General features: G+C 59.7%; 8 protein-coding genes and 2 pseudogenes. 6 read left to right on the forward strand and 4 right to left on the reverse strand.

All coding sequences use genetic code 11. The features are described from left to right. Positions 1 to 200 precede the first annotated feature (200 nt). The gene (locus KGB23_RS10785) at positions 201 to 2,003 is read left to right on the forward strand and encodes an acyl-CoA dehydrogenase (protein ID WP_223431081.1); all 1,803 of its coding nucleotides are present in this window, start codon (positions 201 to 203) and stop codon (positions 2,001 to 2,003) included. A gap of 131 nt (positions 2,004 to 2,134) precedes the next feature. On the opposite strand, the gene KGB23_RS30395 is transcribed toward KGB23_RS10785, so the two are convergent. The 4 genes and pseudogenes from KGB23_RS30395 to KGB23_RS10800 all read right to left on the reverse strand — a co-directional run bounded on the left by KGB23_RS30395 (position 2,135) and on the right by KGB23_RS10800 (position 4,699). Next, positions 2,135 to 2,980, reverse strand: a complete 846-nt coding sequence (locus KGB23_RS30395; protein WP_411741495.1) for a methyl-accepting chemotaxis protein — start codon at positions 2,978 to 2,980, stop codon at positions 2,135 to 2,137. 21 nt (positions 2,981 to 3,001) lie between these two features. Further along, positions 3,002 to 4,069 (reverse strand): annotated as a pseudogene (locus KGB23_RS30400) (cache domain-containing protein); the annotation flags it as partial. A 100-nt stretch (positions 4,070 to 4,169) separates the two neighbouring features. Beyond that, positions 4,170 to 4,472 carry a cell division protein ZapA gene (locus tag KGB23_RS10795; protein WP_008149648.1) on the reverse strand — a complete coding sequence of 101 codons (303 nt, stop codon included), beginning with the start codon at positions 4,470 to 4,472 and terminating at the stop codon, positions 4,170 to 4,172. Then, complete coding sequence (locus KGB23_RS10800) at positions 4,469 to 4,699, reverse strand: hypothetical protein (protein WP_008149645.1); 231 nt, start codon at positions 4,697 to 4,699, stop codon at positions 4,469 to 4,471. Before KGB23_RS10800 ends, KGB23_RS10795 begins: the two co-directional genes overlap by 4 nt. A 289-nt stretch (positions 4,700 to 4,988) precedes the next feature. Here KGB23_RS10800 and KGB23_RS30405 point away from each other — a divergent pair. From KGB23_RS30405 to selO, 5 genes and pseudogenes are all read left to right on the forward strand, one after another. Beyond that, a pseudogene (locus KGB23_RS30405) lies at positions 4,989 to 5,744 on the forward strand (MCP four helix bundle domain-containing protein); the annotation flags it as partial. After that, positions 5,736 to 6,599: a methyl-accepting chemotaxis protein gene (locus tag KGB23_RS30410; RefSeq protein WP_371922129.1), complete on the forward strand. Its 864-nt coding sequence runs from the start codon at positions 5,736 to 5,738 to the stop codon at positions 6,597 to 6,599. The pseudogene KGB23_RS30405 and the gene KGB23_RS30410, both read left to right, overlap by 9 nt. Before the next feature lie 335 nt (positions 6,600 to 6,934). Then, positions 6,935 to 8,677, forward strand: a complete 1,743-nt coding sequence (locus KGB23_RS10810) for a potassium/proton antiporter (protein ID WP_223431084.1) — start codon at positions 6,935 to 6,937, stop codon at positions 8,675 to 8,677. A 34-nt stretch (positions 8,678 to 8,711) separates the two neighbouring features. Further along, a complete protein-coding gene (gene mscK, locus KGB23_RS10815) occupies positions 8,712 to 12,062 on the forward strand; it encodes a mechanosensitive channel MscK (protein WP_223431085.1) in 3,351 nt (1,116 codons plus the stop codon). Between the two features lie 48 nt (positions 12,063 to 12,110). Next, positions 12,111 to 13,574, forward strand: a complete 1,464-nt coding sequence (gene selO, locus KGB23_RS10820; RefSeq protein ID WP_223431086.1) for a protein adenylyltransferase SelO — start codon at positions 12,111 to 12,113, stop codon at positions 13,572 to 13,574. The last annotated feature ends 63 nt before the right edge of the window (positions 13,575 to 13,637 follow it).

A 13,637-nucleotide genomic window follows, 5' to 3' on the forward strand; every position in this document is an offset into this window, starting at 1 on the left:
GGCTTGCTCGGGAAGTGGGTGGTACCGTCATTGGTCATGTCGACTGACACTCCGCCTTCGCGAGCAAGCCCGCTCCCACATTTGTTTTGTGGCGCCTGCTAAGTCGCTGCGCTGCTCCACCATCACGCTCATCAATCATCCTGTTCACCCCGCCCTTCCCACGCCTAGACTCGGTCCATTCCAAAAAAAGGTAGGCCGCCATGTCCGAGACGTTGCTCAGTTCCCGCAATCTGGCTTTCGAGCTGTATGAAGTCCTCGATGCCGAAGGCCTGACCCAGCGTGAGCGTTTCGCCGAGCACAACCGCGAGACCTTCGACGCGGCCATCGGCACCGCTCGCAACATCGCCGAGAAGTTCTTCGCTCCGCATAACCGCAAGGGCGACGAGAACGAACCGCGCTATGAGGACGGTCAGGCGATTCTGATTCCGGAAGTGAAACCAGCGGTGGACGCCTTCCTCGAAGCCGGTTTCCTCAACGCCGCGCGCAGTTTCGACGCGGGCGGGATGCAACTCCCTACGCTGTTGTCCCAGGCCTGCTTTGCGCATTTTCAGTCTGCCAACGCGGCGTCGACTTCTTATCCGTTCCTGACCATGGGCGCGGCGAACCTGATCGAAAGCTTCGGCACCGAGGAGCAGAAACAGCGCTTCCTGCAACCGATGATCGACGGACGCTTTTTCGGCACCATGGCGCTGACCGAACCGCATGCCGGCTCGTCGCTGTCGGATATTCGTACCCGCGCAGAGCCTGGGTCTGACGGCACGTATCGCCTGAAGGGCAACAAGATCTTCATCTCCGGCGGTGATCACCCGCTGTCGGAAAACATCGTGCACATGGTGCTGGCGAAATTGCCGGATGCACCGGCCGGGGTGAAGGGTATTTCGCTGTTCATCGTGCCCAAGTTTCTGGTCAACGATGACGGCAGTCTCGGCAAGCGTAACGACGTGTTGCTGGCTGGCTTGTTCCACAAGATGGGCTGGCGCGGCACCACCTCCACCGCGCTGAACTTCGGCGACAACGGCGAGTGTGTCGGCTACCTCGTAGGCAAGCCGCATCATGGCTTGAGCTACATGTTCCAGATGATGAACGAGGCGCGGATCGGCGTCGGCATGGGCGCGGTGATGCTCGGTTACGCCGGGTATTTGTACTCTCTTGAGTACGCCCGCGAGCGTCCGCAAGGTCGCGTGCCGGACAGCAAGGATCCGAACACTGCGCCGGTGGCGATCATTCAGCACGCCGATGTCAAACGCATGTTGCTGACCCAGAAAGCCTACGTCGAAGGCTCGTTCGACTTAGGGTTGTACGCGGCACGGCTGTTCGATGACACCACGACCCTTGAGACTGAAGCCGAGCGCAAACAGGCCCACGAACTGCTGGATTTGCTCACGCCGATCGTCAAATCCTGGCCGTCGGAGTTTTGCCTGAAGGCTAACGAACTGGCGATCCAGATTCTCGGCGGCCATGGCTACACCCGCGAATACCCGGTGGAGCAGTATTACCGCGACAACCGTCTGAATCCGATTCACGAAGGGACTCACGGCATTCAATCGCTGGACTTGCTGGGCCGCAAACTGGCACAGAACGGTGGTGCGGGGCTCAAGCAATTGATCCGTCTGATTGCCGATACCGCCGAGCGCGCTCAAGCGTATGAATCGTTGACCGCGCTGCGTGAGCCGCTGGAGAAATTGGTGGCGCGCCTGCAAGTGGTGACCATTGGTTTGCTGACGGATTTGGGCCAAGGCAAGGTTAATAGCAGCCTGGCGAATTCGGCGCTGTACCTGAAAGTGTTCGGACACACGGTGATTGGCTGGCGCTGGCTGGAACAGGCGATTCGCGCGGAGGAAGGGCTGGCCAAAGGGAATGTGGCGGATGTGAGCTTCTATAGAGGCAAGCTGCAGGCGGCGCGGTATTTTCTGACTTGGGAAGTGCCGGGTTGCCACCATGAATTGGCGATTCTTGAGGCGCGGGATGATGTTTGCCTTGGGATGCAAGATGAGTGGTTCTAACTAGAGCCTTGTGGTGCTGCTGACATCCATTCGCGAGCAAGCCCGCTCCCACAGAAGTTCGCGTTGAACCAAACAACGCGATCAAATGTGGGAGCGGGCTTGCTCGCGAAGGCGCCCGCAAAGACAACTCATCAACTCAACTTGAAGCTACCCATCTGCCGCGCCAGATCATCGGCCAATCGCTGCAACGTCTGACAATCCTCGCGGCACGCCCTGACTTCCCCTGCCGTCGCCCGCGCCAGATCAGAAATCCCCTGCACGTTCCGGTTAATCTCTTCCGTCACCGCCGACTGCTCTTCCGTCGCCGCCGCCACCTGATGGTTCATGTCGCTGATGCGCTCCACCTGCCCGGTAATCGCCGTCAATGACGCCCCGGTACGCTGGCTCGACTCGACGCCCGTGCCGGTCGCCGCTTGCCCGGAATGCATCGACGACACCGCGTTCTCCGCGCCTTGCTTGAGGCTGCCAATCATCTGCTGAATCTCATCAGTCGACGACTGTGTCCGCCGCGCCAATGTCCGCACTTCATCCGCCACGACCGCAAACCCACGCCCCATGTCCCCTGCCCGCGCCGCTTCGATGGCCGCGTTGAGCGCGAGCAAATTGGTCTGCTCGGAAATCCCGCGAATCACTGCCAATACCTGATCGATGGAGGCCACTTGATGGGCCAACTCACCCACCGCACCAGCGGCGATGCCAATCTCATCGGACATGCTTTCAATATGCCGGATCGATCCGCCCACCACTTCCCGCGCCTGCATCGCCTCATCCCGGGCAGTTTGCGAAGCCACCGCTGCGTTGCCGGCGTTCTGGGCGATTTCCTGCACGGTCAGGCCCATTTCGTGAACGGCGGTGGCGACCATGTCGGTCATTTCCTGCTGACGGCCGGAGCGTTCGGCGGTGTTGTCCACCACCCGTGCCACCTGGCCGACTGCCGTGCGTAAACGCTCGCTGGTGGTCAGCACTTCGCCGATCATGTCTCGCTGACTTTCCAGGAATCGATTGAAGCCACGAGCCAGGTCACCCAGTTCATCAGCGCGACTGGAATCTAACCTGTGGGTCAAATCTCCACCACCGCTACCGATGGCTACCAGTGCTGCTGTTACCTGACGGATCGGCCGCACCAATCCACGGGCCAACCACACCACCAGCATCAGGCAAACCAGCGCCACCGCCAGGCCGATGCCGCTGCTCATCCACATCGCGCGGCGGGCTTCAGCATAGATCTGCGACTGTGGCACTTCGGCCACCAAGGTCCAGCCCAAATCCCGCAACGGCAGGCTCAACGCCAAAAAATCTTCGCCATCGCGGACAAAATTACTGGTGGCGCCTTTTTGCTCCATGACCGCTTGTGCTGCCGGGGTGCCAATCTGTTCGGCCAACGTGCGTTTGCCGCTAAATTGCGCCTCGGGGTGAACCTGGATCAAACCGTCGGAACGCACGAGATAGACCTTGCCGCGCTCACCGAAGTTGAAGTTGTGGATCAGCTCCGACAGCTCTTTCATGCTCAAGCCAAGCCCGGCGACGCCCACGACGTTGCCGGCCTGCTCGACCTTGAAGTCAATGAACAGCGCCAATTCGCCGGTGGCGGTGTCATTGTCGATATTGAGGGTGCGCGGCTGGTTGCTGTCGAGGAAAGCATAGAACCAGGCGTCCTTTGGATTGGAGCGACTGAGGGTCCGGTCCAGGCCTTTTTCAGTGAAGTAATGGTTGGACGCGGTGCCGACAATAATCGCGGTAAAGGCTTTGTGCTCGGCGCGGATGCCTTCCAGATAGGTGACGAAGGTGTTGGTCTGGGCGCTGTTTTCGCCCCCGGCCAACCAGTCGCGCACCATGCTATTGCTGGCGATGTCCTTGGCGGCGGTGAGGGGTTGAACGAGGATTCGCTCAATGTCGTTGCGCATCGCTTCGATGCTCGACGGCAGCGCTTGCTCGACCAGATAGCGCTCGGCGAGACGGTTGACCACGAGGGTATAAATGCCAACCACGATCAGAATACTGACCAGCAGGGCGGTGCCCATGCTCAGGATCAACTGCCATTGAATACTGCGTCGCCAGAACTGCATGGAGCACCCCCAAAGAATAAGAGGCTGAAACGCTGCAACAGCCGTGCCGATTGTATACAACGCAAACGACAATTTATTCTTTGGTTGTGCGCAAAGCCGATCAGGCCTGATTGATCGTCTTGGAGATCACTTCAACCGTGGCGCTGACTTGCTCTTGGTAACGGTCGAGTTCCTGCTTGTGCTGTTTCTGCATTTCGATCTGCTGGGAGCACAGATTCATCGCAGCCAGCACCAGCAAGCGGTCACCGATCAGCGTCGGGTACTTCCGTTTGGTGTCGGCCAGGGCAGCCTTCAGCATTAACGCGGCGTCCAGCAGGGTTTGCTCTTCCCCGGCCGGCGCCTTGATCGAATAGTCCTCCCCCAGGATCGAGACGACTTTTACCCCTGCGGCGCCGTGATTCATGCGCTGACCGGGCCGGCGCTGACGCGCTCAACCAGGGCCTGGATACGTGCAGCGGTAGCACCTTGTTTCTCTTCCTGTTCCATCAGGCTCAGCTGCAGGCTTTCGTTTTCATCCTTGGCCTGGGCCAGTTCTGCGCTCAGGGTTTGGTTGGTGCCGAGCAGGGTCTGGTTCTGTTGCACCAGGTCGCTGACCAGCTGTTCCAATTGGCTTAGGGATGCTTCCAACATTTTGATTTTCCGGGCATTTTCAAAGGGCGCGTACGATAAAGAAAAGTCACCACTGACGCCAGGGTTATTCGGGCGCAAGGCCTTGATTTTGCTGGCGGGCGACCTTCCTCGCGAGCTTTAAAGACTGTGTTTGGCGGATCTGGTTCCTGCACTTCGTCGCCGGAGCAGTTGTGCGAAAAAACGCGCAGGGCCTCAAGACTTTAGTCGTATGACCGATAAGTCACCCATACGTCAGTCTCAGCGCCGCACGGATGCGCTCATTTCGGTAAACACCATGTCCCTTCGTAATATGAATATCGCTCCACGGGCGTTCCTCGGTTTTGCCCTGATTGGCGGCCTGATGCTGATTCTGGGTGTGTTTTCTTTGAACCAGATGAGCAAGATTCGCGGCGCCGCCGAGGACATCACCTCAAGCAGCGTGCCGAGCATCAAAAGCCTCGACGAGTTCACGCAACTCACCCTGCGCCTGCGGGTGTTGTCCTACCGTTTGCTGGTGAACCGCGAGCCGGACGTCCAGCAAAAGACCATGGAACTGCTGGAAACCCGCAATCAGCAGATTCGTGCCGCTCAGGCGCCTTACGAAAAACTGATCAGCAGCCCGCAGGAACGTTCGGCCTACGACCAATACGTGCAGTTGCTCAGCCAGTACCGTCAGATCGAAGACCGCATGAAGACCCTGTCGCGCAACAATCAGGTGGATGAACTGCGCACCCTGCTCAACACCGATTTGCTGACCAACTCCGAAGCGGTCAATGCCGTGTTGAACCGCCTTCTGGAGATCAACACTCAGCAGACCCTCGACACCAATCAGCAAGCCGCCGACCAGTACTCTTCGGCCTTCAACCTGGTGGTCACCCTGCTGGTGATCGCGACCGGCCTGACCCTGCTTTTCGCCTGGTTGCTGACCAACAGCATCACCAAGCCGATCGCCAATGCCCTGAGCGCCGCCGAAGAAATTGCTGAAGGCAACCTGACTCGCCCGATCACAGTCGATGGTAAGGATGAAGCCGGCCGCTTGCTGCTGGCCATGTCGAAGATGCAGGACAAGCTGCGCGACACCCTGCAACGGATTTCCGGCTCCGCCACGCAACTGGCGTCCGCTGCTGAAGAACTCAACAGTGTCACCGACGAAAGCGCCCGTGGCCTGACCCAGCAGAACAACGAAATCGAACAGGCCGCCACCGCGGTCAACGAAATGACCAGCGCCGTGGAAGAAGTCGCGCGCAATGCCGTCAGCACGTCCGAAGCCTCGAAAAATGCCACCACCTCCGCCGGTGATGGCCGCGACCTTGTGCAGGAAACCGTCAGCGCCATCGAACGCATGAGCGCCGATGTGCAGAGCACCGCGACCCTGATCGGCGATCTGGCTAATGAGTCCCGTGACATTGGCAAAGTGTTGGACGTGATTCGCGGTCTGGCTGACCAGACCAATTTGCTGGCATTGAACGCGGCGATCGAAGCTGCCCGTGCCGGTGAGGCCGGTCGTGGTTTTGCCGTAGTAGCGGATGAGGTCCGTGCCCTCGCGCATCGCACCCAGCAGTCGACCAGCGAAATCGAACGCATGATCGGCAGCATCCAGAGCGGTACCGAGCACGCGGTGGATTCGATGCGCAACAGCACCGAGCGCGCCGAGTCGACGTTGAACATCGCTCGTGGTGCTGGCATGTCGCTCGACACTATTAATAGTGCGATCGTCGAAATCAACGAACGCAACCTGGTGATCGCCAGCGCTGCCGAAGAGCAGGCGCAAGTCGCCCGTGAAGTGGATCGCAACCTGGTGAACATCCGTGATCTGTCGGTGCAGTCGGCGACCGGGGCTAACCAGACCAGTGCCGCGAGCAATGAGCTGTCGCGGTTGGCGCTGGACCTGAACAATATGGTTGGGCGGTTTAGCCTCTGATCGGGATTTGGGGGTGCTTTCAAGAGCCACCCCTCACCCCAGCCCTCTCCCCACGGGGGAGAGGGGGAAAGGGAGCAGATCTTCATGCTTTCCAAAGCCTGAGTTCGACGCGGAATTTCAGGTCGATGTAGCTCGAGAGAACAACTCAGTCAGTCCCCTCGCCCCTTTGGGGAGAGGGTTAGGGTGAGGGGTCGGTTTCAAGTCGAACAAAAATCTAGACTACCCACCGTCAAAAAAGCTTTTTGACAGCATCACATTTCAACAGGTTAGAATCGCTGGCACGCAGACTGCATGGTCAGTTTGCGCCCGCCTTTCAGCTTTCTGGAGTACTACCTTTGAATGCGACGACCATCAACAGCCTGTTCTTGATCGGCGCGTTGCTGGTAGGTGCAAGCATTCTGGTGAGCTCACTTTCATCGCGTCTCGGTATCCCGATTCTGGTGATCATCCTCGCGGTGGGCATGTCGGCCGGCGTCGATGGCGCCGGCATTATTTTCGATAACTACCCAACGGCTTATCTGGTCGGCAACCTCGCGCTGGCAGTCATCCTGCTCGACGGCGGCTTGCGCACCCGGGTTTCCAGCTTCCGCGTGGCGTTATGGCCGGCGCTGTCGCTGGCGACGGTCGGGGTGTTGATCACCACCGGGCTGACCGGCATGGCCGCCGCGTGGCTGTTCAATCTGAACCTCATTCAAGGCTTGCTGATTGGCGCGATTGTCGGATCTACGGACGCCGCGGCAGTGTTCTCGCTGCTCGGTGGCAAAGGCCTGAACGAACGGGTGACCGCCAGCCTCGAGATCGAATCCGGCAGCAACGACCCGATGGCGGTGTTCCTCACCGTGACCCTGATCGACATGCTCGCCAGCGGCCAGACCGGTCTGCATTGGAGCCTGCTCGGGCACTTGATGCGTGAGTTCGGTATCGGTGCTGTCGTCGGCCTGGGCGGCGGCTGGGTCATGCTGCAACTGGTCAACCGCATCCACTTGGCCACCGGCCTGTATCCGATTCTGGTCATTGCTGGCGGACTGGTCGTGTTTGCCCTGACCAACGCCTTGCATGGCAGCGGCTTTTTGGCGGTTTATCTGTGCGGCCTGATCATCGGCAACCGCCCGGTGCGCAGCCGCCACGGCATTTTGCACATGCTCGACGGCATGGCCTGGCTGGCGCAAATCGGCATGTTCCTGGTGCTGGGGTTGCTGGTGACGCCCCACGACTTGTTGCCGATTGCCCTGCCCGCTCTGGGTCTGGCGCTGTGGATGATTCTGTTTGCCCGGCCGCTGTCGGTAATGGTCGGTCTGCTGCCGTTCAAGGCGTTCCATGGGCGCGAGAAGGCGTTCATTTCCTGGGTCGGGTTACGCGGCGCGGTCCCGATCATTCTGGCGGTGTTCCCGCTGATGGCCGGCCTGCCCAACGCTCAACTCTATTTCAACCTCGCCTTCTTTATCGTGTTGGTATCGCTGCTGGTGCAGGGTACGAGCCTGCCGTGGGTGGCGAAGCTTTTGAAAGTGACCGTTCCGCCGGAGCCGGCGCCGATCTCCCGCGCAGCTCTGGAAGTGCACGTCACCAGTGAGTGGGAGCTGTTCGTTTATCGCCTCGGTGCCGAGAAATGGTGCATCGGCTCGCCCCTTCGCGAGCTGAAAATGCCCGAAGGCACTCGCATTGCAGCCCTGTTTCGTCGCCAGCAACTGCTCCATCCGTCGGGTAGTACGGTGCTCGAAGTCGACGATTTGCTGTGCGTAATCGGCCATGAACACAACCTTCCGGCCCTCGGAAAACTATTCAGTCAGGCACCGCAACGGGGCCTCGATCTGCGCTTCTTCGGCGACTTCGTACTCGAAGGAGACGCCCAGCTGGCTGCGGTTGCGGCGCTGTACGGGTTGAAAGTGGAAGGCATCGATCCGGACATGTCGCTCGGCCACTTCATTGCCCAGAAAGTGGGTGGTGCCCCAGTAGTCGGTGACCAGGTGGAGTGGAACAACACCATTTGGACCGTCGCGGTCATGGAGGGGAACAAGATCGGCAAAGTAGGCGTCAGATTCCCCGAAGGAAGTCGCCCCGGTCCGGGACTCTTCCTCTAAACTCCACACTTCGTCTCGTTTTCGATCGGTCTCTATGTCAACCCTGCGCACCTTTTTCATCATGGCCCTGCTGGGCTTGAGTCTTTCTGTCGGTACATTGCAAGCGGCCGAACCGCCGTCCAGCGAAGCCGTGCAGGCGAACCTGGACAAGATCGCCGACCGCAAACTGCCGGAAGCCGATCAGAAAGCCCTGCAGAGCATCCTGCAAAGCACGCTGACACAGCTCAACAACCAGCGTGATTACGAGCAGAAACTGGCCGATCTCAAACAGCAACTGGCCAACGCTCCAAAGCAGAACATCGAGAACCTGCGAGAACTGACCAAGCTCAAAGCCAGCAAAGTGCTGCCAGTACCGCAGCGCTATGCCAAAGAGCCTATTCAGCAACTGGAGCAAATGCTCACCGAGCGCTCCACCCAGCAAAGCGATCTGCAGAAATCCCTGGCTGATGCCAATAGTCTGGTGATTACTGCCCAGACCCGCCCCGAGCGCGCACAGGCCGAAATTTCCACCAGCCAGACACGCATCCAGCAGATCAACAACATCCTCAAGGCCGGCAAGGACGCCGGCAAGACCTTGACCCCTGAGCAACGCGACCTGCTCAACGCCGAACTCGCGGCACTGAACGCTCTGATCCCGTTGCGTCGCCAGGAACTGGCCGGTAACAGCCAGTTGCAGGACTTGGGCAAAAGCCAACATGACTTGCTCTCGGAAAAATCCGATCGTCTGGATCAGGAAATCCAGGAGCTGCAAAACCTGATCAACCAGAAGCGCCTGGCCCAGTCCCAGGAGACGGTGACGCAGCAATCCATCGAAGCGCAGAAGTCCGGCGGCAGCAGCCTGCTGGCTACCGAAAGCGCGGCCAACCTGAAGCTTTCGGACTACCTGCTCAAAAGTACTGACCGACTCAACGAAGTCACCCAGCAGAACCTGCAGACCAAGCAGCAACTGGACAACGTGACCCAGAGCGATTCGGCGCTGGACGAGCAAATCAACGTGCTCAAGGGCAGCCTGCTGCTCTCCAAGATTCTCTACAAACAGAAACAGGCCCTGCCACGCCTCAGGCTCGACCGTGACCTGGCCGACCAGATCGCCGACATTCGCCTGTATCAATTCGAAGTCAGCCAGCAACGGGAACTGCTCAGCAACCCGGCGACCTACGTCGACAACCTGCTGTCGACTCAGCCTCCCGAGCAGGTGACCCCGCAACTGCGCAAGAGCCTGCTGGAACTGGCCACGACCCGCGCCGACCTGCTGGAGCGGCTGAACCGTGAACTCAGCGCGGTGCTCAACGAATCCATCACGTTGCAACTCAATCAGAAGCAACTGCTCAGCACCGCGCAAAGCCTGCGGGCGACCCTCGATGAGCAGATGTTCTGGATTCCCAGCAACAAACCGCTGGACCCGGAGTGGATGCGCGCCGTGCCAGAGCGTCTTGAACGTCAGGTCACCACGCTGCCGTGGGCGTCCAGCCTGAGCGAATTAAGTGACGGCCTGACCCAACGGCCGCTGCTGTTCCTGCCCCTGGCACTGTTGATCGGTGCCCTGCTGTGGCGGCGCAAAAGCCTGTACGCCCGACTGAGCAAGGTTCACCAGGACATCGGCCACTTCAAACGTGACAGCCAGTGGCACACGCCGCAGGCAATCCTGATCAACATTCTGCTGGCGATGCCGGTCTCCCTGGGCCTGGCCTTGTGTGGCCTGGCCTTGCAAATCGACGCCCGCGGACAGAACGCGAACATGGGCGCAGCGCTGCTGCAAATGGCCCAGGCCTGGCTAGTGTTCTACACCGCTTACCGGATCCTCGCGCCGGGCGGCGTGGCCGAACTGCATTTCCGCTGGGAAAAACCTCAGGTCGAATTCCTCCAGGGCTGGGTCCGTCGACTCGGGCTGGTGGTCATGGCGTTGGTCGCGGTGGTGGCAGTCGCCGAGCTGCAACCCGCAACCCTGGCCGATGACGTACTCGGCATGCCGGTGGTGCTGACCTGCTACGCGTTGATGGCCTGGCTGCTCAGCCGCCTGCTGATCAGCAGCCCGACTCACCAGAACGCTTCGCTGTTCCGCAAGGCCGTGGGAATAATGTTCACCGTCCTGCCTGTGGCGCTGTTCGTGGCGGTGTGTTTTGGCTACTACTACACCGCACTGAAGCTCAGTGACCGGTTGATCAACACCCTTTACCTGCTGATGTTCTGGCTGGTGATCGAGGCCACCTTCGTGCGCGGCCTCAGCGTTGCGGCACGCCGTCTGGCCTACCAGCGCGCCTTGGCCAAACGCCAGGCTGCGAAAGAGGCCGGCGACGGCGAAGCGGTCATCGAAGAGCCAACCCTGGACATCGAGAAAGTCAACGAACAGTCCCTGCGCCTGATCCGCCTGGCACTGCTTGGCGGTTTCATCGCGGCGTTGTACTGGGTCTGGTCGGACCTGATCTCTGTGTTCTCGTACCTGGATAACGTCACCCTCTACGAATACACCAGCGGCACCGGCGCCAACATGAGCATGGTGCCGATCAGCATTGGCGACATGCTCGGCGCACTGATCATCATCGGCATCACCTTCGCCCTCGCGCGCAACTTGCCGGGGTTGCTGGAAGTGTTGGTGCTGTCGAAGCTGAACCTGGCTCAGGGCAGTGCCTATGCCACCACCACCTTGCTGTCTTACGTGATCGCTGGCATCGGTTTCGTCTCGACCCTGTCGACGCTCGGCGTGAGTTGGGACAAGTTGCAATGGCTGGTGGCAGCGCTGTCGGTGGGCCTCGGTTTCGGGATGCAGGAAATCTTCGCCAACTTCATCTCAGGGATCATGATCCTGTTCGAACGTCCGGTGCGGATCGGCGACACCATCACCATTGGTAACCTGTCCGGTACGGTGAGCAAGATCCGTATCCGCGCCACGACCATCACCGACTTCGACCGCAAGGACATCATTGTCCCGAACAAGACGTTCATCACCGGGCAACTGATCAACTGGTCCCTGACAGACACCATCACCCGAGTGACCCTCAAGCTCGGTGTCGATTACGGTTCGGACCTGGACCTGGTCAAGGAATTGCTGCTCAAGGCCGCGCGCGATAACCCGCGAGTGTTGAAAGACCCGGAACCCCACGTGTACTTCCTTAACTTCGGCGAAAGCACCCTCGACCACGAGTTGCGCATGCATGTGCGCGACCTCGGTGACCGTAACCCGGTGCTCGATGAGGTCAACCGCTTCATCAATCGCGAGTTCAAGAAACAACACATCAACATCTCGTTCCGGCAGATGGAGGTTTACCTCAAGAACATCCAGGGCCAGGAATACAGAATGGTGCCGGTCGATCCGGAAGTTAAAACCATTGCGTCTAAGGTGGATGGTCAAGCGCCTCAAGAGCCGCCAGCCGCCAAACTCGACTAACAGTCCTATCCCTAGCAGAATGCTCGGACATTCTGCTGGAGATGGCCCTTGAAAGCCCTCGACGAACTGACCTTCGATAATCGTTTCGCCCGCCTGGGCGATACGTTTTCCGCCCACGTGCTGCCCGAGCCGATCGACAACCCGCGTCTGGTGGTGGCCAGCCCCGCCGCCATGGCGCTGCTCGATCTCGACCCTACCGAGGCCGAAACCCCTGAGTTCGCCGAGCTGTTCAGCGGCCACAAACTCTGGGCCGACGCGATCCCGAGGGCAATGGTCTATTCCGGTCATCAGTTCGGTTCCTACAACCCACAGTTGGGCGATGGTCGCGGTCTGTTGCTGGGCGAGGTCTACAACGAGGCCGGCGAGCACTGGGACCTGCACCTCAAGGGTGCCGGCCAGACGCCCTTTTCGCGTATGGGTGATGGGCGGGCGGTGCTGCGGTCCTCGATCCGCGAATTTCTTGCCTCCGAAGCGCTGTATGCCCTGAACATCCCGACCACCCGCGCCCTATGCGTAATCGGCTCCGACACGCCGGTGTGGCGCGAGAAGCAGGAACGCGCGGCCATGGTCCTGCGCATGGCGCCGAGCCATGTGCGTTTCGGGCATTTCGAATATTTCTACTACACCAAACGCCCCGAGAAGCAGAAAGAACTCGGCGACCACGTACTGGCCATGCATTTCCCGGAATGCCTGGAACAGCCGGAACCGTACCTGGCGATGTTTCGCGAAATCGTCGAGCGCAATGCCGAACTGATCGCCAAATGGCAGGCCTATGGCTTCTGCCACGGCGTGATGAACACCGACAACATGTCGATCCTCGGCATTACCTTCGACTACGGCCCCTTCGCCTTCCTCGACGACTTCGACGCCCACTTCATCTGCAACCACTCCGATGACCAGGGCCGTTATTCCTACAGCAACCAGGTGCCGATCGGCCAGTGGAACCTCAGCGCCCTCGCCCAGGCCCTGACGCCGTTCATCAGCGTCGAAGCCCTGCGTGAAACCCTCGGCCTGTACTTCCCGCTGTACCAGGCCCATTACCTGGACCTGATGCGCCGCCGCCTCGGTTTCACCAAGGCCGAAGACGATGACCAGAAACTGCTGGAGCACCTGCTGCAACTGATGCAGAACAGTGGCGTCGACTACAGCCTGTTCTTCCGCCGTTTGGGAGACGAATCACCTGAACTGGCCGTCGCCCGTTTGCGCGATGACTTCGTCGACATCAAAGGCTTCGATGCCTGGGGCGAGCTCTACATCGCCCGGGTGACGCGTGAAGGCGAGGTTGATCAGGAACAGCGCCGCAAACGCATGCACGCCGTCAATCCGTTGTACATCCTGCGTAACTACCTGGCGCAGAAAGCCATTGATGCGGCAGAGAGTGGCGACTATTCAGAGGTTCGTCGGTTGCACGCGGTGCTGAGTAATCCGTTCGAGGAGCAGCCGGGGATGGAGAGTTACGCCGAGCGGCCGCCGGAGTGGGGCAAGCATCTGGAGATCAGTTGTTCGTCTTGAGGTAGAACACTGAATATTTCCAATTGGCATTAATCGGTGCGCGCGGTCATAGGCTTCGATATG

It is taken from the genome of Pseudomonas sp. GL-B-26 (assembly GCF_019947405.1).
In the GTDB taxonomy this organism is placed as follows: domain Bacteria; phylum Pseudomonadota; class Gammaproteobacteria; order Pseudomonadales; family Pseudomonadaceae; genus Aquipseudomonas.

Bases quoted from the DNA above. Each gene is read 5' to 3' on its own strand.
- KGB23_RS30395 (WP_411741495.1), bottom strand. From the start codon at position 2,980: ATGATCGGCGAAGTGCTGACCACCAGCGAGCGTTTACGCACGGCAGTC.
- KGB23_RS10795 (WP_008149648.1), bottom strand. From the start codon at position 4,472: ATGAATCACGGCGCCGCAGGGGTAAAAGTCGTCTCGATCCTGGGGGAG.
- KGB23_RS30410 (WP_371922129.1), top strand. From the start codon at position 5,736: ATGCAGGACAAGCTGCGCGACACCCTGCAACGGATTTCCGGCTCCGCC.
- mscK (WP_223431085.1), top strand. From the start codon at position 8,712: ATGTCAACCCTGCGCACCTTTTTCATCATGGCCCTGCTGGGCTTGAGT.
- KGB23_RS10800 (WP_008149645.1), bottom strand. From the start codon at position 4,699: ATGTTGGAAGCATCCCTAAGCCAATTGGAACAGCTGGTCAGCGACCTG.
- KGB23_RS10785 (WP_223431081.1), top strand. From the start codon at position 201: ATGTCCGAGACGTTGCTCAGTTCCCGCAATCTGGCTTTCGAGCTGTAT.